Below are 23,705 nucleotides of genomic sequence, written 5' to 3'. Positions count from 1 at the left end.
ATGGTCTCCAACGCTTTCTTGCACGGGAGTCCATCACCATGTTCAAACACATCCTGCTCCCCACCGATGGCTCCGATCCCACCATGCGAGCCATCAACACCGCGATCAAACTGGCCGCTCAGCTCGGCGCGCGCATCCACGCCCTTCATGTGCTCACACCACTACCAGCCGTGAGCTTCATTGCCGACGTGCTCCAGGGCGACATCTATCGCAAGCAAGCATGCGAACGCGCCGAGACAAACCTCGCGAAAGTGCGCGAGATGGCGCATGCGGTCAACGTGGTCTGCGACGTGGAGTATCTGTTCGACAATCGGCCTTATGTCGCGATCGCCGGTGCGGCAACCAAGTATCACTGCGATCTGATCGTGATGGACGCGCATGAGTGCAACAACATCGAGCGGCTATTGCTGAGCAATACGACGCACAAGGTGATCTTGAGTTGCGACGTGCCAGTGTTGGTTTGCCACTGAATCCTTCACCAGCGTCGAATCTCAGCTGTGCGATGTTCTCCTCCCCTTGCTTGCAGGGGGAGGCCGGGAGGGGGGTGAACACTTGCGAAAGCCTCTCCCGAAACGCTTTCTCAAGTACTCACCCCTCCCCAGCCCTCCCCTGCAAGCAAGAGAGGGAGCCAAGAGCTCGCGTAGCTTAGATTCGACGCCAATCAGGGAGCGAATTAGCTTCGTAGGTTGGGGTGAACGAAGTGAACCCCAACGCCATGGCTATCGTTGATGTTGGGGTTCGCGCTGCTCACCCTAACCTACCCGAACCGCTTCGTAGTTCGAGGTAAATGAGAGCGCCCCAACCTACGCAAGCTCGCCCTTCGCCAACTCTCGGCACAACGCCGCCGTCGCCTCATCCACCGGAAAACAACATTCGACATGCAGCTCGTCGAGGGTCACGTCGCGAGGCGTGCCGAAGGTGGTGATGGTGGAGAAGAAATGCATTTCCGTGTCGTCGCGACGCAGCACGGTGGTTAGCAAAGGTGACGGCGCCGCACCGAGATCACGCATACGCCAACGCGCCGGCACGCCGGGATAAGCGAGTACTTCTTCCAACAGTTCGCGCGCCTTGGTATCCGATGGCGAGGCGGCGACTTCGTTGTGAAGGTGATGAATCAAGTCGCGGGCCACCTCTTCCCAATTGGCCACGGCCTGCCTGAAATCATCGGGGTCGAAAATTTGCCGCAGCATGTTCTGATGCGCGCTAGGCCGGCCACGCATAACGAAATGATTGATGCGCATCGCCGCCTGGTTCGCCATCAACACATCCCAATGACGATTGAGCAGGAAAGCCGGGTACGGCTCCTGCTGCGCCAGGATGAATTCGATGGCGCGGCGCATCTGGGCCAGCTCCGGTGTAGCCAGGGCGGACTCCGGATACTTCGGCGCGAAACCCGCCGCCATCAGCAGCGCATTGCGTTCGCGCAAAGGCATGTCCAGTGCGTCGGCCAGGCGCGCCAGCATGTCGCGACTGGGCTGGGCCTTGCCGGTTTCCACACAGCTGAGGTGGCGTGCGGATACACCAGCGTCCAAAGCCAGATCCAGCTGACTGAGGCGTCGCGAGGCACGCCATTCGCGCAGCAAAACGCCCACGTGGGACGCGGGCATCGGTGTCGACGGCAGGGGCGCGTGGCTTCGGTTCAAGCGCGCAGGATACGACCGCCGCAGTGTGGATGCCATGACCTCCCAGGTCATGAAAGCATGACCTGAAACGTCATTGCCGGCATGCCCGGGCAAGCCAATCATCGGCACCCATCGCACATCACACCACGAGGGTATCGAGATGCATCGCAGACAGTTTCTCGGCTTGGCCATGGGCACCTTGGCGGCTGGCGTCGTTGCCGGCTGCGCGTCCCGCATCGTCCGCCAGGGCATGGCCACTTCCCAGGCAAGCAGCGCACCCACCGATGCGGCGGCATGGCACGCCGCACGGCGTTTCGCCAGTACGCGCTTCGGCAACATCGCCTATGTGGAGCGCGGTAGCGGTCCGGCCGCGCTGTTCCTGCATGGCTTTCCACTCAACAGCTTCCAGTGGCGTGGCGCGTTCGATCGGTTGTCGCCTTATCGCCGCTGCGTCGCGCCGGACTCGCTTGGCCTCGGTTACACCCAAGTCGCCGAAGGCCAGAGCGTGACGCCCGCCGACCAGGTCGACATGCTGGTGACCTTGCTGGACAAGCTGTCCATCGGCAGCGTGGATCTCATCGCCAACGACAGCGGCGGCGCCGTCGCCCAGCTCTTTGTCACGCGCCATCCGGAACGTGTGCGCACCCTGCTGCTGACCAACTGCGACGTAGAAAACAACTGCCCGCCACCGGCCGTGCTGCCCGTGATCGAGCTGGCCCATGCCGGCCGCTTCGCCGACGAGTGGCTGGCACCGTGGGTCGCCGACAAAAGCCTGGCGCGCTCGGACAAGGGCCTCGGCGGCATGACCTTCACCTACCCCGACCGCCTCGCCGACGAAACCATCGACATGTACCTCCACCCGCTGGTCGAGTCTTCGCACCGCAAGGCACTGACCAACGCCTACGCCATCGGCCTCGCGCCCAACCCCTTAGCGGGCGTCGAGCCGGCACTGAAGCGCTGCGCCGTACCGACACGCATCCTCTGGGGCACCGGCGACGATATCTTTTCGAAGGACGACCCCGACTACCTCGACAAGACCTTGCCCCGCTCCCGCGGCGTGCGGCGTATCGAAGGGGCGAAGTTGTTTTTCCCGGAAGAGTTTCCGGATGTCGTTGCTGAAGAGGCTCGGCGGTTGTGGGACGTGGGTTGAGCACAGATTTTTCGACAGCGGCACTCCGTGCTGTGGGCACGCTGTAGCCGTGCCCACCCTCTCACCCCGTGCCGCATAGGCGTCCACAGGGACCATTTCTAGGCTAGACGTGAAAGACCAGCCAGTGGATTTATCCATCCGATAGTCACGCAATTGCCGAGCCAAGCATGCATAACTATGCTCAGTGAAGGAGACAAAACATCATCTGGAGCGTGAGATGCGCACGTCATCTATTTCAGTCGAGCGAAAAGCTCTATTTGCAACCGCATTCTCCATGGCATTCGTGTCGCTTTCTTGCTCGGCCGATCAATGGCCAGCGCACCCGATGCCCACCAAGCTGTCTGAGGTGGCCGCACACAGCGCACTCATTAAGATTCGCCCTTCCTTCAAGCAATGCCTAGGCGACGCTGGTGGATCCACGCCACCAACGAAGGATTGCATGGACGACGAATACGATTATCAGGATGGAAGGCTCAATCTGGTCTACAAACAGCTGATGGTTTCACTAAGCAAAGACGGGCAAGCGAAGCTTCGTGAGGAGGAGAGGCGCTGGATACGTTTCCGCGATGGCTACTGCAACAAGGAGGAGGCCGAACTAGCCTCCTATGGATGCGAAATCGAGATGGCCGCCGACCGGGCTACGCAGCTGGAAGATCGACTTAAATCTCGATAGCCCTCCTCGATCCCATCGATCGAAAACGCGAACAACTAACGCAAAGGAAGTGCAGTTATGGCGGGCGAACAGCAGAAATGGCGACTCGGTCAAACTTCAACGTGGTTTGAAACTCATGGCAAGGGCGTTGAAACCATTTCGTCAGGGCGCCACGACAAGGGCGGTGTCTCCTACGGAGCGTTCCAGCTCGCATCAACATCGGGAACTGTCGACGAATACTTAAAACAATCCTCTTACAAGAAGGATTTCGATGGACTGACGCCTGGGTCTAAAGAGTTTGGCGCGAAATGGACCGAGCCGGCCACCGGGCCGACTACGAAGGACGCCTTTGCAGAAGACCAGTACGACTTCATCAAAAGGACACACTATGACGTCCAGGTTTCCCGCCTCAAGCACGACGGCCTAGATTTTAGCGAGAGAGGTTCTGCCGTCCAGGACACGCTTTGGAGCACTGCCGTCCAGTATCGGGGGCTGACAAAACCCGTCTTTGAGAAGGGCCTTAAGGAAAAGTTCGGAGATCACTACGAGCTTTCAAAGCTATCCGATAAAGACATTATCGAAGCGGTTCAGGACTATAAAGCAGCGCACGTCCAGACTCTTTTTTCAAGCCTCCCCGATCAGTGGGAAAATCTGAGAGATCGTGCCAAGCAAGAGAAGGATGACCTCGTCCAGTTCGTCGATACCGGGATACCTGTAGACACGATTGCGCGCGCAAAGGCCGAGCAAGTTGCGCGTCACTCCCCCCATAGCCAGGGCCAAGAAGCACATGCCAGAGCAACTTTGCGACTAGACGCACACGGCGATACCGTTGGCGACCTTCAAACACAACTGAGCCAATTGGGTTATACCGCCCCCGATGGACGGCCTTTGAAGGTCGACAAGAGCTTCGGGCCCGCCACACATGAAGCCGTACAGGCATTCCAGAAAGCGAATCATTTGACGCCGAATGGAGTCGCCGGGCCGGCAACCATGCGTGAGATTGAAGGGCAGCTGCTTGAGCGTGCCAATACGCAAGCGGTTCACCCGGAAGCGCCAAACACTCATCTGCAATGCCCCGCACGACTGGACGACCCGGCGCACCCTGACCACGCCCTCTATCTTCAGACACGTGCCCACGTTTATCGCCTGGACGAGCAACAGGGCCGCACGCCCGATCAACGCAGCGACAATCTGGCATCGGCTTTGACGGTTGCAGCGAGAGCGGATGGTTTGCATCGGATTGATCAGATTGCGCTGAGCGAGGATGCAAGCCGCCTTTGGGCTGCGCAGCGTCCACCCGGCGTTCGCGATCACTTCTTCGATCAGCACACCAGTGTTGGCACGGTGGCGGGACTGAACACACCGATGGAGCAAAGTGGCGCGCAATGGCCGCAGGCTATGCAGCAGTTCCGGCAAACGCAGGAACAGACTCAGGCGCAGTCCCAGACTCAAGCACAGGTGCAGGACACTACACAGCAACCGTCTGGGCCGGTCATCTCGCACTGACTTGGTCGTTGCGGCACGCCATTTCGTGAGCACAGCACACCGGCAACTCGCCGCATCTACGCGGTCTGCTCCCGCTGTTTATCGAGCACGCCCCGATCCATGACGCGCTCCAGTCGCGCGCCTTCCACCAGCGCATGCAAACAATGACTGACCTGGTCGATGCGGATATCCGAGCGGGATAGCGTGCACCGGACACCACCCACCGCCACTGATCCGGCGCGCATGGCGAACGTGTCTTCTGGAAAAACGATCAATCGCGTCATGAATCGCATCGCTTCCGCCCACGCGTGGGCGTATCTCACGGCGCGCTCGGTGTCGCCGGTACTCAGCGCCAACGCCCATGAGGCTGCGACCCCTTCAGCGATGAAGCCCGTATTGAAGCTCGGCTCATCGGGACTGAGGTCTTCGAGAAATGCACCGGTGCTCTCCAGTTGCCGTTCAAGCGCCCAATCGGTGGCGGCAAAGGCGAGCCGTGCAGCCGCCAGATCGGGCTTGACCTGATGCAGCGCCGCCATGCCTTGCGGTAGCCAGCCAGCCGAGCCCCAGCTCGGGTATGCCGCGAAACGATGGGCGTACCAGGCGATCTGCGCATGGAACGCATCGGGCGAGATAGCCGGATCGACGGCAGAGAGACTGCCAAGCGCGGCGAGTGCCGCTCCCGGGAAAAAGTCCTGTTCCTCCGGCAGGTCGATCCGCTTGGGTGTCTGGCCGATGCGCCCGTCCGGCTGCATGCATTGGAGCAATCGGTAGGCCAGCGAGCCCGCCTCTGGACTGGCTGCAAGCTCAGGGTGATTGATCAAGGCACGCAACAAGACCGCATCGGCAAGCAGGCCGCCAACACAACCCGGCAACATGCTGGCGCCGTCATGCACATGGGCCAGGCAATAACGAAGCCCAGTGGTGGCCGCTGCGCACCAGGACTTTTCATTTAGAAACGATCCGGCGAGATCCAACGCCATCAGCGCGTGGACGACACGCCCGGTAGTGCCACGCGCCCGCCCCTTCCCCGCCATCGGCAGCAGCAGGTAGCGAGGCATCCCGTCCGCACCGATCGATTCGGCGATATAGGCGCCGAGCAGGCGGATGAGCCCTTCACTATCGACACGATGCTCGTTGGGCGTACCGCGTTGGGGAAAACCAAAGCGCAGCGGCCTCGCCTGCTCGTCCGCATCCAGCCATTCGGCGCACTGCAAGGTGCGCCATTCGGCCTGCCCTGCCTCGACTGCGGCTTCCGCGCCTGCGAGATCTATCGCCGTTTGCACAAACGCTTCACGCGAGAGGTTGTTGTACGACAGCGCGCTGGGCAGAAGGATCGTGGTACGCCCCGAATGAGTGATGCTGAGCGCGTCGAGACCTCGGCGCAGTTTGTGCGCCACCAGCGCCAGCGAGGCCGCACCTAGCGGCTCCGGGTGATGCAGGATCGAGACGACCATCGGCGTATTCAAGGCATCGATATCGCCGGCAAGCCGCGAGTCCGCCCCAACCTGCGCCACCGCCTGGCGCAGCCCGGCATCGAGCTGCGAACCGAGGGCAAGGCCGTAGCCGATCAAGCCGTCTCGGTAGAGCCGTACGGCGACACCCGCTATCTCGCAGGACAACGTGTTGTCAGGCAAGCCGGCGGGGCTGGCGCCTCCGTGGCCCAACGCTCGCGCAAGAAGCGCCCTGGCGTGCGAAGTGATACGCCGGCCCAGCACCACGTTGCGCCACCATGCGGTCTGCTCGTCTTCCGGGCGGCCATAGGGCAACCAGTGGTCGGCCGGCTCGACGTGCTTGAACACGTCATGCCGGAATACATCATGCGGCTCGCCTGGCGCTATGCCGGCGTTGGTCTCGCGCGCCTGCCGATACTGCTCCGTGTCGCTGATGAAAACCTGAGTATTGGGCAGCGCGCCGCCGCGCTTGTGCGGGAATACACGACTCTTCACCACGATGCCGTAACGATCGAAATCGAGCTGTCGGGGCTCGATCGGCTCCAACGCAGAGAAGAAAGTCACAGCGATTTTCAGCTGCCCCAGGTTGTCCAGCGTGATCCGGCCGTTTGCTTCTTGCAGCGTCTCGATCGTCGCGGCAATCACGTCTTCGCACGGCCGAGCTTCGGCGGCAACAAAATGCCAGAACCCATGGCGGGCGATCCGGTTCTCGTTGTGTCGCTCGCGAAAGCTCACAAACACGCCGCCGGCGCAGTCGTACGCACGATCCATAGTGCGCGGCGGCAGCGGCGCGGCACCCGTCGTGAGATAGGTTGTCGCGGCGAAGCGAGCGAGCGCCGTTGGATGCATGCCCTCCGGCGCGGCAGTGATCCCTGTGAGCGGCATCGATCGTGGCGGCGGTGGCGCCAGTGTGCGCGCCATACCTAGGTCCGACCAGATATCGAAGATCGCCTCCGCGCGATAGCCCGCCGCATTCGCCCAGTCGAGACCGCCCCGATGAGGAAACTGCGCAAGCGCAATGGCGCCTTCGACTTCCCCACCCTCGTCCTCGATCGCACGGATCGCCTTGCACAGCGAGGTGCCGGAGCTGATCGAATCGTCGATGATCACTACCGGCTTGCTCTTGTCGAAAGGCCCTTCCACGCGCCTGCAGGACACATAGGTCTTTCGTCGCTCGCGAATGCACAACCCGGTATAGCGACCTGCACCCAGCAGCACGCACGCAGAAAGCAGCGGCATGCCGGTATAGCCGATCGTGGCGAGTTGCGTCGCGCGGTAGCCCTGCAGTCGCTCCAGAATGCACGACGCCGCCAGTCGGAGTCCTTCCGATGTCAGCGTCGTGTCCCAGCTGTAGAACGCCCACGGCGCAGGCGAGCCATCGCGATGGCGTATCTGCTGCGAGGCGGAGGCATAGAGAATGCCGTGCTCGCGCAGATACAGCGCCAGGGCGTCCCGGCTTAGGGCTGTGCTGGCCTTGGCCTGCGGCTCAACGGGCCGCATTGCCCTTGGCGCCCACCGTTTCTATCTTGGCCTTCAATGCCGCAAGCTGCGTTTCGACGGTGAGAAGGCGCTGCACGAGTGCGCCGATATCCCGCAGCAGTTGATCCGGAGGAGGCAGCTCGTTGATGTGCCATGGGGATTTATAGACCCCACCGCCACCCTCGCCCCCTTCAGGAAGCTCATTCGGCAGATCTCCGCGATACATCGACTCGATATGCGCGGGAATCTCGTAACGTGGTGGGTGAGTCACCTTCAGCCGCCCGGCGAGCGCCTGGGACTCCAACGTATGGACTCGATCACGCAGGCGGAATAACTCGGCAAGCGCTTCGGGACTTGCCCTGTCGTACGGCGCCCATGGCAACTCGGCGATGGGAGGGCGGGGACCGAACGGAAGGTGCGGATGGCTATGGCCTTCCACAGGGCTGATGGGCAATTCCTCGATGTTCGGTTTCTCAGGCATGACAACTCTCCTCTGTTCAGAGACTGTGCTTTGCATGGATCCCCGTACGACGGCCGAAGGACGTTACGCGCCGAATTAGCCGACTTCAATACATCGTAAGTTGTAAGCCACTCGAGTTTTAGATGGTTTTTTCACAGGCTATTTCCACGCTAAATCAAGCGCATTAAGTTGCGCGTGTAATAGACACTGCGGGTGCTGGGCAGTCTCTAGACTCAAGTGCAATACCCGATGAGGTGAAGCGGCCCAGGTGCGATAGCCTGCGCAACTTCACCGCCAAGTGGAACTGCACATGAGCCACACGAACCTGAGCCAGGACGAACGTTATCGAATTCAATGGCTGCATTGAGGCGGCTTTTCATCGCGCGAGATCGATCAACAGCGGGCACGCGATGCCAGCACTCTTAAACTGACCCGCCCTACAACGACAGGACTTTTGAAACCGCGTCCGCCAGATGGTCCAGTATGTTTCCCCAGCCCTTGGTATGACCTTCAATAATGGCCGAGGTCGGTAGACGTTCGTGGGTCAGCACGAGTTCGGTTTCGTCGCCGTACGGATGGAGTTCGACCGTTACCAACGTATCCACATGGTTCGTCAGCGGGCCCATCCACGTGAACACAAGCTTGTGCGGCCGGTCGACCAGCACATAGGTGCCGGATACGTCGCGACTTGATTCCCCCGATGACATGGCAAGGCTGAAGGTTCCGCCAGGGCGGAGGTCACAGCTCGCCTTGCAATGGACCTCGCCCGGAAAGGGGCTCAACCACCGGACCATCAAATCGGGCTGGGTCCACAAGTCGAAGATCTGCCCCGCACCAGCCTTCAAGCGCCGGCGCACCTGGACGGTCGGGGCCGTTGTGTCATCTCGAAACATGCTTTCGATCCTTGGGACCCGGTTTGGGGTCCTTGTTGAGCTCGGCCAGTACGCGCTCCATGGCGTCTAGCCGCGCCTCCCAATAGTGGCGCATCCGTTCGATCCAGCCATCGACCTCGTCCAGCGAACCGGTATTGATGGAGAGAAAGTGCTCACGCCCTTTCTTGTGCCGCTCGACCACGCCGCTCGCTTCCAGCACGCGGATATGTTTCGACACCGCGTTCAATGACATAGGGAAGGGCTCAGCGATCTCGGTCACGCGCGCCTCGCTGCGTGAGAGCCGTTCGACAATCGCCCTCCGCGTCGGGTCGGCTAACGCGGCGAATACCGCGTCGAGGCGCGCGGTGCGAGAGGCGACTTTCTTCTCAATCATGGCGGCTGCAGGCTCGATTCTTCAATGCAAAAATATTCTACCAAAAGGTTGACAATCTTTTGCGCCGATGTTTTATTCAACCTTTCGGTTGAACTTATTTGTCCATGAAGGAGAGATCGATGCTAAACAAAGCCATTGCCGCTGCAACCGCAGCGGTCGCACTTCTGTCAGCTGCCGTGGCCCCAGCACGGGCCGAGCCGGTCAAGAACGTCGTCATCGTCCACGGAGCCTTCGCCGACGGTTCCGGATGGCAGCGCGTCGCCGACATTCTTGGTAAAGACGGCTATACGGTCAGCGTGGTGCAGGAGCCGCTGACATCACTCGCCGACGATGTCGCGGCGACCAAAAGAGTGCTGGATCAGCAACAGGGCCCCACCCTTCTGGTCGGCCACAGCTATGGCGGGATGGTCATCACCGAAGCGGGCAACGCGCCGAATGTCGCCGGCCTCGTCTACATCGCCGCCTTCATCCCCGACCAGGGCGAGAACGCGGTCGGCCTGCTCTCGCAAGTCCCCGCCGCCAACAAGGACATGCGTGCCACCAAGGACGATTTCCTGTATCTCGATCCGGCCGCCTTCCCCGCCGATTTCGCTGCCGATGTCCCAGTTGCCCAGGCGAGCTTCATGGCGCATTCCCAGCCCATGTTGGCCAAGGCCGCAGCCGGTGCACCGGTGACGACGGCCGCCTGGCACCAGAAGAAGAGCTGGGCGCTGATCGCGACTCGCGACCACAACATCAATCCCGATCTCGAGCGCAACATGGCCAAGCGAGCCGGCAGCGAAACGATCGCGATTCCCGCCAGCCACGCGGTCTACCTTTCCAAGCCAACGGAAGTGGCGCGTTTGATCGAACGGGCAGCAAAGGCGTCCAGCCGGTAACCCTTTCATCCCACATGACTGATAAGGAATCCCTATGTCCGTGAACGTTCTGTACCAGACCGCCGCCCGCGCCACAGGCGGCCGCGATGGCCGCTCCGCCACCTTGGACGGTACATTTGAAGTGAGCCTGACGAAGCCGAAGGAACTGGGCGGCCCTGGCGGCGATGGCGCCAATCCCGAGAAGCTGTTTGCCGCCGGCTATGCGGCCTGCTTCCTTGGCGCCATGAAATTCGTCGCCTCGCAAGGCGGGCCGAAGGTGCCCAGCGACTCAACGGTGATCGCCACGGTCGGTATCGGACCGAGGGAGGAAGGGGGCCTTGGCCTGACCGTCGCGCTGTCGATCGCCTTGCCGGGCATTCCACGTGACGAGATCGAGACGCTGGTCGCTAAGGCTCATCAGGTGTGCCCTTATTCCAATGCGACTCGCAACAATATCGACGTCAAACTCACCGTCGAATAGGGCTTGCCCTTCAAAGCCTCACCCTGCTCCTCAGCGAGAGCAGGGCGAGGCTAGCAAGGGCCAGGAAAATCGAAACGCCGCCGAGCGTCTCAAGAATCAGGGCGGTCATGACCACAGCCAGTGGCATGTTCAGCCTCAACTGGCATCGGTGTTCAGACCGACCGGAATCCGCAGACGACTAAGAGCCTGCCCCCCCCCCAAATCCAGCGAGGCTGACAAGCTCATTGGGTGAAATGAACAGATGCGGATTGTCGCCCACCATCACCGCGGAATGATTGAGCCACCCGCGCAACAACAGCTCACCGGTTTGCTGCGACTGCGGATGCCGACTTCAACCGGCCCTTGTCTTTCCCGCCGCAGACTTCCGCTTTGCAGCTCGGGCCCGCTCCGCGGACTGGGCGGTGTGCGCCTTCAAGATGGCAGGCAGCAACCCCGGAAAGCGCTGTTCGATTTCCTTGCAGCGAGAGGTATTGTGCATCTCCACGCCATGCCGTTCGCTACGGATCAACCCCGCTTCCCGCAGCGCGCGGAAGTGTTGCGACAGCGTGGACTTGGGAATACAACGATCGCTCATCTGCAGGAAGTTCGAGCAGGTCGCCGCACCGCTTGAAGCCGCCAGCTCCGCATAGATCACGGCGCGCACGGGATCGGACAGCGCATGGAGAATACCTTCCACGGTGATGTCGTCGATCGATGGATGGACCAAGGGCTTCATGCGGTGATTCTATCAGCCCCTTGACATATAGTTCTATAGTTCATATGTTGCGAACTATTGGAGTTCAGAACAACTTCAGCCACCCCACATCAGGACACGTCATGAGCAAGCTCAAAGGTAAAGTCGCCCTCGTTACCGGCGCATCCAAAGGTATTGGCGCCGCCATCGCCAAGTCGCTGGCCGCAGAAGGCGCGTCAGTGGTCGTGAATTACGCCTCCAGCAAGACGGGCGCCGAAGGCGTCGTCGCAGCGATCAACGGCGCCGGCGGCAAGGCCGTCGCCGTGCAAGGCGACGTTTCCAAGGCCACCGACGCGCAAGCCATCGTCGATGCGGCGGTCAAGGCATTCGGTCGCCTCGATATCCTCGTGAACAACTCGGGCGTCTATGAGTTCGCCCCGCTCGAAGAGATCACCGAAGAGCATTACCACAAGCAGTTCAACGTCAATGTGCTCGGGTTATTGCTGACCACTCAGGCAGCGGCCAAGCATCTGGGCGAAGGCGCCAGCATCATCAACATCGGCTCCGTCGTCACCCGCATCATGCCCACGGGCGGTGCGGTGTACACCGCCACCAAGGGCGCGGTGGACGCCATCACCGGCGTGCTCTCGCGCGAACTCGGCCCACGCAAGATCCGCGTTAATGCACTGAACCCCGGCATGATCGAAACCGAAGGCACCCACTCGGCCGGCTTCATCGGTTCCGACTTCGAATCCTGGGCCGTGTCCCAGACGCCGCTGGGCCGCATCGGTCAGCCGAACGACATTGCGTCGATCGCGGTGTTCCTGGCTTCTGACGATTCGTACTGGTTGACTGGCGAACATCTATACGCCGGCGGCGGCGTGCGCTGATCGCTATAGCGCGACCGAAGGGGCGCATTCCAATGGGGATGCGCCTCGGCGATACGCGGCCTCCGGTACGATGCCGTGACTCGCGCTGACACTCTGACAAACTCCTAACGGTCTTGAGTGTTGAATGCGTGGATCACACGGAGGAAGCTCATGAAGAAGCGCATCGGCGGTATCACCACAACCTGTGTAGCCATCGCACTCAGCCTCGCCTGCGGCGCCAGTGGCGCACAGGATCTGGGCAAGCTCGGCAGCATGCTTGGCGGCGGCGGCATGAAGTCCGGCAGCATGGGCAACGTCGCGGGCCTCTTGCAGTACTGCGTCAAGAACAACTACCTCGGCGGCGACTCCGGCGCATCGGGCATCAAGGACCAACTGCTCGGCAAGCTGGGCGGCTCTTCCGGCGCCACCACTTCCAGCAGTGACAAATCCTCCGGCACCAGCAACATGCTCGGCCAGCTGATGGGTGGCAAAAACAAGAAAGCCGCGACCGGCACCACGAGCAGCGACCCCACCCACGACGCTGGTTATCTGAGCGGCATGAAAGGCCTCCTCCAGACCAGTGACGGTAAAACCGTGAATTTGGCCAACGCCGGTGGCGGGTCGAGCGACATCAAGTCGCAGATCACCAAGAAGGCCTGCGACGTCGTGCTGAAGCAGGGCAAATCGTTCCTGGGGATGTGATCGGACGTTCGGCGATGCTTTGACACGTCTGCAAACGCATCGGCCAGCCACGTGCCGATGCGTTTGCCCCCGTCATCAACTCGCCCAGGAACGGATGTTGCGTCTGTGCGTGGGCCCGCAAGCGTGAGCTACGCAGAGATATTGAACAGGCTCTCAGCCCCGGAACCTTCCCACTCCACCCGATCTCGCCCCGACTTCTTCGCCCGATACAGCGCTGCGTCCGCCGCATTCACCAGCGCCTCGAATTCCAGGCCAGCCGCACCAGCCACGCCGACGCTGGTGGTGATGGATATCCGCCGCTGACCGAACAAGGCGGGTGTGTTCGCTACGCGTGCGCGTATGTCCTCGGCGACCACGATGGCCTGTGCCGCGTCGATCGCTGGCAGCACCAGCAGAAATTCTTCGCCACCGTAGCGCGCCAGCAAGGCCCCATCCGGCAGGTGAATACCGCGCATAACTTTGACGACGTGGTGCAGCACCTCATCACCCGCTGGGTGCCCCCAGCTGTCGTTGACGGCCTTGAAGCCGTCGAGATCGAGCAGCAGGACGGACGATGTCTCGCCGCGCGCGCGGCAGGCCTCCACGGCGCGCCGCCCTTCCTCGATCACCGCCGAGCGATTGGGCAGACCGGTCAATCCATCGGTGCGCGCCATGCTGCGCAGATCCAGCGTCAGTCGTTGCGCCAGCATCAGCGTGAAGCCGGTACATAGCAGAGAATTGCACACGATGGCGGAGAGATAGTTCGCCTCCATCAGCCGGGTGGCCAGCAGCATCTGCGATGCCGTGTCAGGCGCAAGCATCACGCCCGAGCGCAACAGATAAAACGCAGCATCGATGCCGCAAACAAGCGCCACCATCGCACAACTCTTGCGCAAGTCCCGTGGCGAACGCCGCAGCAACACCCAGATCATCCAGACGTCCCAGACCACGCTCTTCGCACCGAACATCAGTGCATCAGCGAGCTGCGAGGGCGGCACCACCACAAAGCCCACTTGTATGACCAGGAACGCGGCGGCCAGAAACAGCGGCCAACGCCAGCGCAACGGATAACGCACGTGCACGGCGATGCCCATCACCATCAGGGCATTGGCCAGCGCGACCAGGGCGCTGCCCGTCAGCGCGGAAAGCAGACTCTGTTTCTCGTCCAACCCCTGCGCAAACCCCGACGCGGTCATCAACCAGAACGCTGCGGCCCACATGCGCAGCGCCGGCATGCCGCGCAACACCAGGCCGAGCAGGGTAAAGCTCAGCGAGATGGTCGCCCCGGCGGCAAGTCCCATGACGCCGAGCGTGAAAAGATCTAAATGCATGGCTGGCCCCCTACACGTCGTACGGCACCCCCTTGTGCTGACGTCCGCATTATCCCTTACCCGGGGCCGCCTGCGGGATAGGCCCGGGCCTCCGCGCCTTCCTCACCCTGTGGGCGACAAACCGGCAGGATGGCCGGTTTGCACGGCGTAAGCCGCCCGCGGGGCGAGGGCCATGGATGGCCCGAGTGACAAACCGGCAGGACCACGCTACGTGCGGACCCGGCCCTGCTGCGCAGGGCTTTCGCGCACAGGGTGCGCTCCTACAGGTCGCCTGGCGTGACGCCAAGCAGCCGCCGCATCCATCGCGCCATATGGCTCTGGTGAGAAAAGCCTGCGGCCAGTGCGACTTCGCTGGCGGGCAGCGATCGATTCAGCAGCAAGACGCGCGCCTTTTCCACCCGGCGACTCACCACGTATTGATGTATCGAGGCGCCTTTTCTCGCCTTGAACTCGCGCTGCAAGTACGAGCGGCTGACGCCAGCCACACCCGCCAGCTGACCGAGCGAGAGAGACGCATCCAGGTTGGCCTCGATGAAGTCCACCACGCGCTGAACCTGCACCGCGGAAAGCCCCTCGCGCGGCGGATGCAACGGCTTGGCGTGGCGCGCCAGCAATTGCACGGCAAGCGCCACACCGAGGCTGTCCATGTACAAACGGCCACCCGGCGACCCGGCGCCGTGCTCCGCCTCCATAGCCAGGACGAGGTGGGTCAGGTGTTCCTCTTCAATCAGATGCCGGGTTTCCACACCAGCGCATGCACCACGCACATGCATTTCGTCCGCCACACGCTGGAGAAATCCACCAGGCAAGCGCACGTCGAGCGAAGCGCTTCCTTCATCCGCATCGAAGCCGCCGATGCTGTGTGCTGGGGTGAGATCGATATGGCCACGGCGGCGCATAAAGCGCAGGCCAGACTCCCAACACGTCGTCAACGTGCGCTCGCTGAGATGCAAACTCACGCGGTGATCGTCGATCTCTGGTAGATCGACGCGTCCAGCCGGGTTGAAACGGCGAACGATTTGAATGCCGGCAGGTGGCCACGGATCGGGCGAATTGAGCATGCACCGCATGCTATCGCGGCGGCCTGCTCGATGTCAGCCGGAGCATCAGGCCGAGACGCAAAGCGAAATGTGCTGCTTGTCAGCGCCGAACGTGCGCGACGAAAGCAAAGGTTGACGGTACAAAACCGCCCACCGTTCAACCACGAGCCACCCCACCATGCATCAAGCCAGAAAACTCATTGTCGGCGCCGGCCCCACCGGCATGCTGACCGCCCAGTTGCTTGCCGCGGCAGGTGATGAAGTGACCCTTGTCTCCCGCAGCGCACGTCACGCGCCTCCGGGCATCCGCCATGTGGCACTGGATGCCACAAACGCCATCGCTCTGACCAAACTCGCAAGCGGCGTGTCGACGATCTTCAACTGCGCGATGCCGCGCTACGACCGATGGCCGCAGGAGTTCCCGCCCATTGCCGCGGCCGTATTGCGGGCGGCAGAGGACTCAGGCGCCGAGCTGGTCACGCTAAGCAATGTTTACGGATATGGCCAGGTAGATGGCTCCTTTACCGAGTCCTTGCCGATGACCCCGCATACCGTCAAAGGTCGCGTACGCGCAACGATGTGGGAGGAAGCGCTGGCAAGCCGCGCGCGCGTGACCGAAGTGCGCGCAAGCGATTACCTGGGCCGGGATGCGGCATCGCTCTATACGTTGATGACACTCCCTGGCGTCATAAGCAGCCACCCTGCCCGCTTTCCGGGCGACCTCGATGCCTTGCACAGCTGGACGTGCACCCTGGATGTCGCGCGAACCTTGATTGCCGCTTCGCGCTCTGACGGCTCATGGGGGCGTGCCTGGCACGTGCCTTCCACCGATCTCTCGGTTCGCGCCTTGTCAGCTCACATTGCCGACATCGCTACCGCCTCACCGCCTACGCTGATCCCGATGCCGATGACCGAACGGCAGGAACTCGCTGCTGGCGATCCGATCATGCGAGAGGTCATCGAGATGGCTTACCTCTACGATCATCCATGCATTCTGGATTCCATCGCCACACAGCAAGCGCTGGGTGTGACGGCCACGCCTATCGATGCGGTGATTCGCGACATGCTTGGCACATAATTCGCTCACAGAGCATCCTTAACTCCACCGCGAGGTGACGGCCTTGTCTCCCTCCAAATCCGGGTACGCGCCCCTACTCCGCGTTTGCCGTCATTCCTTGCTGCTACTGGCGCTGGCATGGCTCGCCGCCTGTGCACCCGTGCCAACGCACAACCCGATGGCGCATTGGGTCGAGTCGCCCAATCAGGACAGCCGTCGGCCGGTATTGATCGTGCTGCACTTCACCGACCAGCGCTCCGTGCAGCAGAGTCTGGAAACGTTGCGCACCCCCCACAGCCAGAATCCAGTAAGCGCGCACTATCTGATCGGCAGCAACGGCGACATCTATCAGCTGGTGGCCGACGAGCAACGCGCGTGGCATGCCGGACCGGGACGCTGGGGCACGATCACCGACGTCAACTCCGCCTCCATCGGCATCGAGTTGGACAACGACGGCAAGTCGCCATTTGCGTCCGCGCAAATCGATAGCCTGTTGCGCTTGCTGACCGACCTCACCGATCGGTTACGCATTCCCCGTACCCAGATCATCGGGCATGAGGATCTTGCTCCCAGTCGCAAAGTCGACCCCGGCCGGTTGTTTCCCTGGAAGCAACTGGCCGATGCCGGCTTTGGCCTTTGGCCGCAAGGAACCTTGGTCGATCCCCCGCCCGGATTCGATCCATGGATGGCGCTGGGCCTCATCGGCTATCCATTGGACGACCGCAGCGCGGCGGTGCGCTCGTTCCACCATCACTTCCGGGGTATCGGAGGCGACACCCTCGACGCGGATGATCTTCGCGTGCTGTACGCGTTGGCCCTTCAGCTGGGTGGAACGCGGGCGCCGTAGAAGAAACCCGCTACAAGCGCGCTAGACAACATCACCCCGCGCACTGGTGATTTCCGCCCCTTCGCGCATGGCCTTGGTCACCGGTGTGTTGGCGACGATTTCCAGCAGTCGCTGCCACTGCTCATCGCTCAGCGGTTGATCCGAATGCAGGATGCGGTGGATATGGATCTTGCCTTCGTCATCGCGCGTAAGGTTCAACTCGGCGCGAAACTCGCCGAGGTTCCAACCCTTGCGCTGCGCATACATGCGCAGGGTGATCGCGGTGCAGGCCGCGAGCGAGGCAATGTAGAGATCGAACGGTGCCGGGCCAGCCCCCTGCCCACCCAGCGCCTTCGGCTCGTCGGCATCCAGCGAGTAGTGGCCGGCACGGATGTGATGCAGGTAGTCCGCGTCGGTGGATACGACGGTGGCGGAGGAAAGGCGTGACATGACGTTTGGCTCCGGGCTGCAATCATCGTGATCCTATACAAACCTCACGACTGCCGTCTTACCCGAAAGTGTCAAGCGATCCCCAAGCCCTCGATCCCCGTGATCTCACGCCCATCAAACCCTGCCAGATCGGCGAAATGGCGGCCGCGCTCGGCGTAGTCGTGGAACTGATCAAAGCTGGGCGCGCCGGGAGAAAGCAGGATGCAGCCGTCGCGAGGCGTCAGTTCGCGTGCGGCGGCGACGGCGGCGTCCAGCCCGCTGGCTTCGACGATCTGGGTGGACACCCCGGTTTCGCGCAAAGCAGTGGCGATGCGCGGGCCGTTGGTGCCGCTGCATACGATGGCATGCGGTGGCGTGGCCGAAACGGCGGCGACGAATTCCGACCAGTCGAGGCCGCGGTCATGGCCGCCGGCCAGCACGGTTACGGCGCGGCCACGCAAGCTTTCGAGTGCGGCAAGTGTGGCTTGCGGAGTGGTACTGATGGAATCGTTGATCCAGAACACGCCGTCGCGCTCGCCCAGGGGTTGCAGGCGATGTGGGAGCGGAATGAAGTTGGTCAGCGCGGGCGCGGCGGCCATCGCGTCATGGCCCATCGCCTCCAGCGCGGCGAGTGCGGCGCAGGCATTGAGCGCATTGTGCTGGCCCGGAACGGAAAGCTTGGCGACTTCGAATACGCTTCGCGTGCCGCGGCGAATGAAGCCATCCGCCACATGCCAGCCATCGGATTCACCGAACAGGAGGCGATGTGGATGGCTGGATGTTTTTTCCAGCAAAGTCGGCTGTAGCGCGTTGACCAGCAACTGACGGGAGCTGTGGGTCAGCATGAGCTTGTCGGCGACATAACGCTCGCGTGAGCCGTGCCAGTCGAGGTGCTCTTCGTACAGGCTGGTGATGACGCCGAGCGAGAGCGGGCCCGCTTCGCCGGTCTGGAAGCTGGACAGTTCGATCGCCCATAGATCGGCGGACTGATCCAGCAATTCCAGCAGTGGCAGGCCGATGTTGCCGGCCAGCGCCGTGCGCACCCCAAGCGCGCGTGCGAGATGCGCTATCAAGGCGGTGGTGGTGCTTTTGCCTTTGGTGCCGGTGACGGCAATCACCTTGGCCTGCGGATTTTCGCCAAACCACAGCGCGGTGCCGGAGGTGATCTGGATGCCAGCCTCCTTTGCCGCCAGCAGCGCGGGCTTGTACGCGGAAATGCCAGGCGACTTCACCACGACGTCGAACGGTGCCAACGCAATGGCATCGGGCTCGTGGCCATGAATGGTCAATGCGGCATCGAAGGCTTGCGCCGCCGCGATTTCCGCTTCACTGCAGAACAACGTCAGCGGTTGTTCTGGGAGACGCTTGCGCCATGCGGTGATCGCCGCGCGCCCTTCCCGGCCGAAACCCCAAACGGCGACGCGCTTAAACGCCAGATCAACGATGCGCATGACGAACCTTGGGTATCAGGCGAAGAACGCCAGCGCGTGTTGCAGCCGCGCCGGAATGCGATGCTCAGCAGAAGGCTCAAGCCACGGCTCCAAGGCCAAGTCGGCAACGTTGAGCTGCGGCAGGATTTCGCTGCGGAAGCGCGCGATCAGTGCATCTTCCTGCCACTCCGGCCGCTGGCTCAGCGCGTACATGGCGGCACGCGCCTCAGCACCTTCGCCCACACATTCGAAGGGCTTGTGGTCCTGGTATTCCAACAACGCATCGAAGCCGGCGGCCTGGCCGTCGTCGTCCAGCAAGTTGCGGCCGAAGATCTGCAGCAGGCGCGGCTTGGACAGGAACGGTGCCAGCGCGAGGAACACGAAATGGCACTTCGGGCACTGGCCGCACCAGCGATCCGCCGGTTTGGGGCCGAGAATCTTGAAGTTGCGGTTGCAGCTGGAGAATGCGTCGAAGTACGGCGTGAGCTTGGCGAAGGTACGCGTGATCGCCAACTCCGAGTACGGGCGCAACAGCGAGCAGTAGTCGAGATCCGCCGCGACCTGCGTATGCAGCCAGTCGCCGAGCAGCTGCTCGAACGTGTAGCCCTTGCTCCACTGATGGTTCACCAGCTGGCCTTCGTATTCCAGCGTAGCGGCCGAGGCGGAGCGTTCGTTGGCGAAGGCGATGCTGTCGTAGCCGTAGAGGATGGCGGCGACAGCGAGGATGGCCGAATTAACAGCAGTGACCGGGATATGCCCGTTCCATGCGCCGATACGGTTGAGATCGAACAGCTGCGGCGCAAGTTCGCGCTGGATATTGAGCGTGGGCAAGCCGGTGCGCTCAGCGCAGGACGCGATCAGGTTGGAGTTGCCGACCCACACGGCGGTAGCTTCACCGCCGATGGACTTGATGGCCTCTACCGCCACTAGCGAATCCTTGCCGCCGCCGATCGGAACCAGCGTGCGCCTGGGCAGATTCAAGGCCGACGCCTGCGGCTGCGCTGCGCCACCATGCGGGAACGCTACGCGGCCACGCAAATCCAGGCCGTTCCGATACGCGAACTCGGCCAGACCATGCAGGTACAACGCGTCGAGCAGGTCCGCGGTGGCGTTGTCGAGCGGGCCATCGGCCACGTCGATCTTCGGTGGCACACCGGCCTTGTAGTAGCTGACGCCCGCGATCAGGTGCAGCAGCTTAAGCGCCCGGTCGAAGGCTGCCTTGTGTGAGGCGGGTAATGCCGGTGCGTTCGGAAAACGCACTGTTTCGATCAGCTCTTCGCCATGGTCGAACGCATAGACCAGCTCGGCCACACCGTTGGCGTAGCTGCAGCGAACGAAGCGAAATACCTGGGTCAGGCGAGGTTGAATGGTGGTGGTCACTCGGTCACTCCGTATGGTCCCTGCCCCCACATGCGGGTCGGAGCAAGGAGCGCATTCTTGCATTACCGCGCGCCCTCTTTCTGGAGGAAAGAGGGCGCCATGCGGGCTACCTCGCCCCTGGCGGGGCGGGAGGCATTACTCAATGATGATCTCTTCCGCTTCGTCGCGCATGTTGTACGGCGACGACATCACCTTGCCATAGGCGCCAGCCTGGGCGATCAGCATCACGTCGCCTTCCTGCGGCTCCGGTAGGCGGCGGTCGGTGCCGAGCACGTCGCCGCTTTCGCAGATGGGGCCGACCACCTGGAACAGGCCGGTGGCCGGTTCGTCCAGGCGACTGAGGTTGACGATCTCGTGCCAGGCCTCGTACAGCGCGGGGCGGATCAGGCTGTTCATGCCGGTGTCCACGCCGAGATAACGCAACGCGCTCTTGCCTTTCTGCTGGGTGACGCGGGTGAGCAGCACGCCGGCATCGGCGACAAGGTAACGGCCAGGCTCCATCCACAGTTTGTAATGCGGGTAGGCGGCCTTGACCTCGCGCAGCACGCGATCGAGTGCGGCGATGTCCAGCCGCGCCTCGCCTGGATGCGACGGCACACCGAGCCCGCCACCGATGTCGATGAAGGCGACGCTGCCGATGCGCTCGGCCAGGCTAGCCAGCTGGCTATAGACCTCGCCCCAATGACTGTCGTCGAGGATGCCGGAGCCAAGATGCGCGTGCAGGCCTCGTACGATCACGCCATGCCCATCGGCCAGCTTGAGGAACGTATCCACTAACTCGACCGGCAAGCCGAACTTGCTGCCGCTGCCGCCGGTGCGCACTTTCTCGTGATGGCCAAGACCGCGGCCAAGGTCCACGCGAAGCACGATCTCGCGGCCACGGAACAGCTCGCCCCAGTGCTCCAGCGGATAGAGCGAATCGAGCGAGACGGTGGCGCGCGTGGTCAACGCCCAGGCGTAGTCCTCGCGCGGCGCGAAGTTGGGCGTGAACAGCAGCGGTGCGGATTCCGGCACCGCCGCCATCACCGCCTTCATTTCGCCCGGCGATACGCACTCGAAACCGAAGCCTTCTTCGGCCAGCGCTTTCAGAATGGCCGGGTGCGTGTTCGCCTTGACCGCGTAATGCAGGCGATCGACCGCAGCCAGCGTTTTCAGATCGCGCGCCTGCTGGCGCACGGTGGGCAGGTGGTAGACGTAGCGAGGCGTAGCCTTCGCGCCGAGTTCGAGCAAGCGCTGACGCTCTGTGGTGCGCCACCACGAAGCCGCCGGCACTGGCACTTCGCCGCTGCCGTACAGCGCCTGCCAGCTTGGCCCGAACAGCGCGCTGTCGTCGGTGCGCAGCGCACCGGCGGCGATCAGCAGCTCGTGCAGAAGCGGCAGCAGGTCGTCCACCACGTTCTCATCCACCACGAAGGTCAGGTTGAGGTTGTTGGACGACTGCGAAATCATGTGCACACGTAGCTGACCGAACTCGGCCAGCACGCCGGACAGCGTATGCAACATCGAACGCATACCGCGGCCAACCAGGGTGATCGCCGCACACGGCGCGATCACCTTCACGCGACAGACCTTGGCGAGGTCGCTGGCAAGCGCCGCGATGGCGTCGGAATCGAGCAGGTTCTCGGTGGGATCCAGCGACACGGTGACGTTGGTCTCGGCTGAGCCGATCAGGTCCACCGACAAGCCGTGCTGCTTGAACTGCGCGAACACGTCGGCGAGGAAGCCGACCTGCTGCCACATGCCGACCGACTCCATCGACACCAGGGTGAGGCCCTTGCGTGCGCTGATCGCTTTCACGCTCGGCGCGTGCTCGCGCACCTCGGGACCGATGACGGTGCCTTCCAGCTCGGGCCGGTTGGTGTCCTTGATCAGCATCGGCACGCGCGGCTCGCGCAGCGGCGAAAGGCAGCGTGGGTGCAGCACCTTGGCGCCGGTGGAAGCGATTTCCTGGGCCTCTTCGTAATCGAGACGCTGCAGCAGGCGTGCGCCCGGCACCTGGCGCGGATTGGCAGTGAACATGCCGGCCACGTCAGTCCAAATTTCTACGCGCTGCGCTTTCAGCAGCGCACCGAAATACGAAGCGGACGTATCCGAACCGCCACGACCGAGCAGCACCGTGCGACCCTGCGACTCGCGTGCGATGAAGCCCTGGGTGATGAAAACATCGCCCTGCTTCGCGAGACGCAGGTTGAGCGCCGGATCGGGCTTGGCCTCGACCATCGCCGAGAGCAACTTGGTGCGCTCATTCTGGTTCGGCAGCGCCACAGCGGCGAGACACTCGCGCGCATCCACCCACTGCGTGGGCAGGCCGCTGTGACTGAGAAAGGCCGCGCCCAGCGTGCTGCTCAACAACTCGCCGTGCGCCTGTATCAAGGCCGCCCAAGCCAATTCGCCCAGCGCCGCCGGACCTTCGTCCGCCAGCTTCGCCAGTTCGCCAAGCTTCGTGCCGAGTGCATCCGGAACCGCCAGCTGCATGTGATCGAGCAGGTCGTAGTGACGCTGTGCGATCGCCTTGGCAGCCTCGATGCGTTTGCCCTTGTCTTCCTGCGCGCACAGTTGTTTGAGTGCGTCGGTGATGCCGGAGAGTGCCGAAACGACAACCAGCACGCGCGCGCCTTCGGCACGACGAGTGGCTACCAGCTCCAGAATGTTCTGCCAGCGCGGCAGGGTAGCGACACTGGTGCCGCCAAACTTCATCACGATCCAGGATGCGTCGGCAGGAAGCGACGCGGGGCTTTGCGGGTTCACGGTTACCTTCAGTTGCGTTGGTTGCGGGGAAAACAATTCGGCCAGTGTTGCGCCGCAACAGCTGGAATGCAATGGGATGGGGTTTGGATGGCTAAACGGTGGCGTATGTCCATCAACAACTCCCACCGTCTCCTAATGATGAGCTTTTGATCTTGGCCTTTGAGTTCCAGCCCCCTGTGGAGCGGTGAGGGTTGGACGAAAAAGCCCCGCAGGGGGCGCAGGCATGGACGCCTGCGCCTTTTCGACAAGACATGGATGTCTTGTCGAAAAGCCCGGCCAACCCTCACGAACCCGCAGGCGAAGCCGGAGGGCGCGCAACCGGGGTGCCCTCTCTTTTG

The 23,705-nt window shown here is 62.4% G+C and carries 22 protein-coding genes; 10 read left to right on the top strand and 12 right to left on the bottom strand.

Annotated features, from left to right (window positions below):
• Nucleotides 1-38 precede the first annotated feature (38 nt).
• The gene (locus OUZ45_RS03615) at nucleotides 39-470 is read left to right on the top strand and encodes a universal stress protein (RefSeq protein ID WP_266168550.1); all 432 of its coding nucleotides are present in this window, start codon (nucleotides 39-41) and stop codon (nucleotides 468-470) included.
• 333 nt (nucleotides 471-803) lie between these two features.
• Here the strand turns inward: OUZ45_RS03615 and OUZ45_RS03610 are convergent, their stop codons facing one another.
• Nucleotides 804-1,607 (bottom strand): helix-turn-helix domain-containing protein, encoded by an 804-nt coding sequence (locus OUZ45_RS03610; RefSeq protein WP_266168549.1) that lies wholly within the window; start codon nucleotides 1,605-1,607, stop codon nucleotides 804-806.
• A 175-nt stretch (nucleotides 1,608-1,782) separates the two neighbouring features.
• On the opposite strand from OUZ45_RS03610, the gene OUZ45_RS03605 reads away from it, so the two are divergent.
• The 3 genes from OUZ45_RS03605 to OUZ45_RS03595 all read left to right on the top strand — a co-directional run bounded on the left by OUZ45_RS03605 (nucleotide 1,783) and on the right by OUZ45_RS03595 (nucleotide 4,930).
• Nucleotides 1,783-2,772 carry an alpha/beta fold hydrolase gene (locus OUZ45_RS03605; RefSeq protein WP_266168548.1) on the top strand — a complete coding sequence of 330 codons (990 nt, stop codon included), beginning with the start codon at nucleotides 1,783-1,785 and terminating at the stop codon, nucleotides 2,770-2,772.
• 217 nt (nucleotides 2,773-2,989) lie between these two features.
• Nucleotides 2,990-3,445, top strand: coding sequence for a lysozyme inhibitor LprI family protein (locus OUZ45_RS03600; RefSeq protein WP_266168547.1), 456 nt, complete (start codon nucleotides 2,990-2,992; stop codon nucleotides 3,443-3,445).
• A 57-nt stretch (nucleotides 3,446-3,502) separates the two neighbouring features.
• Nucleotides 3,503-4,930: a peptidoglycan-binding domain-containing protein gene (locus OUZ45_RS03595; protein WP_266168546.1), complete on the top strand. Its 1,428-nt coding sequence runs from the start codon at nucleotides 3,503-3,505 to the stop codon at nucleotides 4,928-4,930.
• Nucleotides 4,931-4,986: 56 nt separating this feature from the next.
• Here OUZ45_RS03595 and OUZ45_RS03590 read toward each other — a convergent pair whose 3' ends face one another.
• The 4 genes from OUZ45_RS03590 to OUZ45_RS03575 form a co-directional block, all read right to left on the bottom strand.
• On the bottom strand, nucleotides 4,987-7,860 hold the full coding sequence (locus OUZ45_RS03590; RefSeq protein WP_266168545.1) for a hypothetical protein: 2,874 nt from the start codon (nucleotides 7,858-7,860) through the stop codon (nucleotides 4,987-4,989).
• Nucleotides 7,847-8,320: a hypothetical protein gene (locus tag OUZ45_RS03585; RefSeq protein ID WP_266168544.1), complete on the bottom strand. Its 474-nt coding sequence runs from the start codon at nucleotides 8,318-8,320 to the stop codon at nucleotides 7,847-7,849. The genes OUZ45_RS03590 and OUZ45_RS03585 overlap by 14 nt, the downstream gene beginning before the upstream one ends.
• A 416-nt stretch (nucleotides 8,321-8,736) precedes the next feature.
• Nucleotides 8,737-9,192, bottom strand: a complete 456-nt coding sequence (locus tag OUZ45_RS03580) for an SRPBCC family protein (RefSeq protein ID WP_266168543.1) — start codon at nucleotides 9,190-9,192, stop codon at nucleotides 8,737-8,739.
• Complete coding sequence (locus tag OUZ45_RS03575) at nucleotides 9,179-9,565, bottom strand: ArsR/SmtB family transcription factor (RefSeq protein ID WP_266168542.1); 387 nt, start codon at nucleotides 9,563-9,565, stop codon at nucleotides 9,179-9,181. Before OUZ45_RS03575 ends, OUZ45_RS03580 begins: the two co-directional genes overlap by 14 nt.
• Nucleotides 9,566-9,669: 104 nt before the next feature.
• Here OUZ45_RS03575 and OUZ45_RS03570 point away from each other — a divergent pair, with 104 nt between their 5' ends.
• Together OUZ45_RS03570 and OUZ45_RS03565 are read left to right on the top strand one after the other, a co-directional pair.
• A complete protein-coding gene (locus tag OUZ45_RS03570) occupies nucleotides 9,670-10,443 on the top strand; it encodes an alpha/beta fold hydrolase (RefSeq protein WP_266168541.1) in 774 nt (257 codons plus the stop codon).
• 34 nt (nucleotides 10,444-10,477) lie between these two features.
• Nucleotides 10,478-10,903: an organic hydroperoxide resistance protein gene (locus tag OUZ45_RS03565; RefSeq protein WP_266168540.1), complete on the top strand. Its 426-nt coding sequence runs from the start codon at nucleotides 10,478-10,480 to the stop codon at nucleotides 10,901-10,903.
• A 331-nt stretch (nucleotides 10,904-11,234) separates the two neighbouring features.
• Here the strand turns inward: OUZ45_RS03565 and OUZ45_RS03560 are convergent, their stop codons facing one another.
• The gene (locus OUZ45_RS03560; RefSeq protein ID WP_266168539.1) at nucleotides 11,235-11,618 is read right to left on the bottom strand and encodes an ArsR/SmtB family transcription factor; all 384 of its coding nucleotides are present in this window, start codon (nucleotides 11,616-11,618) and stop codon (nucleotides 11,235-11,237) included.
• 101 nt (nucleotides 11,619-11,719) lie between these two features.
• Between OUZ45_RS03560 and OUZ45_RS03555 the strand changes: the two genes are divergently transcribed.
• Complete coding sequence (locus OUZ45_RS03555) at nucleotides 11,720-12,466, top strand: glucose 1-dehydrogenase (protein WP_266168538.1); 747 nt, start codon at nucleotides 11,720-11,722, stop codon at nucleotides 12,464-12,466.
• A 150-nt stretch (nucleotides 12,467-12,616) separates the two neighbouring features.
• Nucleotides 12,617-13,147 carry a DUF2501 domain-containing protein gene (locus OUZ45_RS03550; protein WP_266168537.1) on the top strand — a complete coding sequence of 177 codons (531 nt, stop codon included), beginning with the start codon at nucleotides 12,617-12,619 and terminating at the stop codon, nucleotides 13,145-13,147.
• A 128-nt stretch (nucleotides 13,148-13,275) separates the two neighbouring features.
• On the opposite strand, the gene OUZ45_RS03545 is transcribed toward OUZ45_RS03550, so the two are convergent.
• Together OUZ45_RS03545 and OUZ45_RS03540 are read right to left on the bottom strand one after the other, a co-directional pair.
• Entirely contained in the window at nucleotides 13,276-14,457 is a 1,182-nt protein-coding gene (locus OUZ45_RS03545) for a GGDEF domain-containing protein (protein ID WP_266168536.1), read from the bottom strand.
• A 260-nt stretch (nucleotides 14,458-14,717) separates the two neighbouring features.
• Nucleotides 14,718-15,518, bottom strand: coding sequence for a helix-turn-helix transcriptional regulator (locus tag OUZ45_RS03540; RefSeq protein WP_266168535.1), 801 nt, complete (start codon nucleotides 15,516-15,518; stop codon nucleotides 14,718-14,720).
• Between the two features lie 157 nt (nucleotides 15,519-15,675).
• On the opposite strand from OUZ45_RS03540, the gene OUZ45_RS03535 reads away from it, so the two are divergent.
• Entirely contained in the window at nucleotides 15,676-16,575 is a 900-nt protein-coding gene (locus tag OUZ45_RS03535) for an NAD(P)H-binding protein (RefSeq protein ID WP_266168534.1), read from the top strand.
• Nucleotides 16,576-16,618: 43 nt separating this feature from the next.
• The gene (locus tag OUZ45_RS03530; RefSeq protein ID WP_266168533.1) at nucleotides 16,619-17,401 is read left to right on the top strand and encodes an N-acetylmuramoyl-L-alanine amidase; all 783 of its coding nucleotides are present in this window, start codon (nucleotides 16,619-16,621) and stop codon (nucleotides 17,399-17,401) included.
• A gap of 21 nt (nucleotides 17,402-17,422) precedes the next feature.
• Here OUZ45_RS03530 and OUZ45_RS03525 read toward each other — a convergent pair whose 3' ends face one another.
• From OUZ45_RS03525 to OUZ45_RS03510, 4 genes are all read right to left on the bottom strand, one after another.
• Nucleotides 17,423-17,830 carry an OsmC family protein gene (locus OUZ45_RS03525; protein WP_266168532.1) on the bottom strand — a complete coding sequence of 136 codons (408 nt, stop codon included), beginning with the start codon at nucleotides 17,828-17,830 and terminating at the stop codon, nucleotides 17,423-17,425.
• A 71-nt stretch (nucleotides 17,831-17,901) separates the two neighbouring features.
• Nucleotides 17,902-19,260: a UDP-N-acetylmuramoyl-L-alanine--D-glutamate ligase gene (gene murD / locus OUZ45_RS03520; RefSeq protein ID WP_266168531.1), complete on the bottom strand. Its 1,359-nt coding sequence runs from the start codon at nucleotides 19,258-19,260 to the stop codon at nucleotides 17,902-17,904.
• A 15-nt stretch (nucleotides 19,261-19,275) separates the two neighbouring features.
• Nucleotides 19,276-20,619, bottom strand: coding sequence for a UDP-N-acetyl-alpha-D-muramoyl-L-alanyl-L-glutamate epimerase (gene murL, locus OUZ45_RS03515; protein ID WP_266168530.1), 1,344 nt, complete (start codon nucleotides 20,617-20,619; stop codon nucleotides 19,276-19,278).
• 135 nt (nucleotides 20,620-20,754) lie between these two features.
• A complete protein-coding gene (locus OUZ45_RS03510; protein ID WP_266168529.1) occupies nucleotides 20,755-23,367 on the bottom strand; it encodes a bifunctional aspartate kinase/diaminopimelate decarboxylase in 2,613 nt (870 codons plus the stop codon).
• Nucleotides 23,368-23,705: the final 338 nt, after the last annotated feature.

Origin of the sequence: Dyella subtropica (assembly GCF_026283965.1) — a bacterium.
GTDB classification, from domain to species: Bacteria; Pseudomonadota; Gammaproteobacteria; order Xanthomonadales; family Rhodanobacteraceae; genus Dyella_D; species Dyella_D subtropica.
The sequence above is the reverse complement of the archived record's forward strand: the minus strand, read 5'-3'. Positions and strand labels throughout refer to the sequence as shown.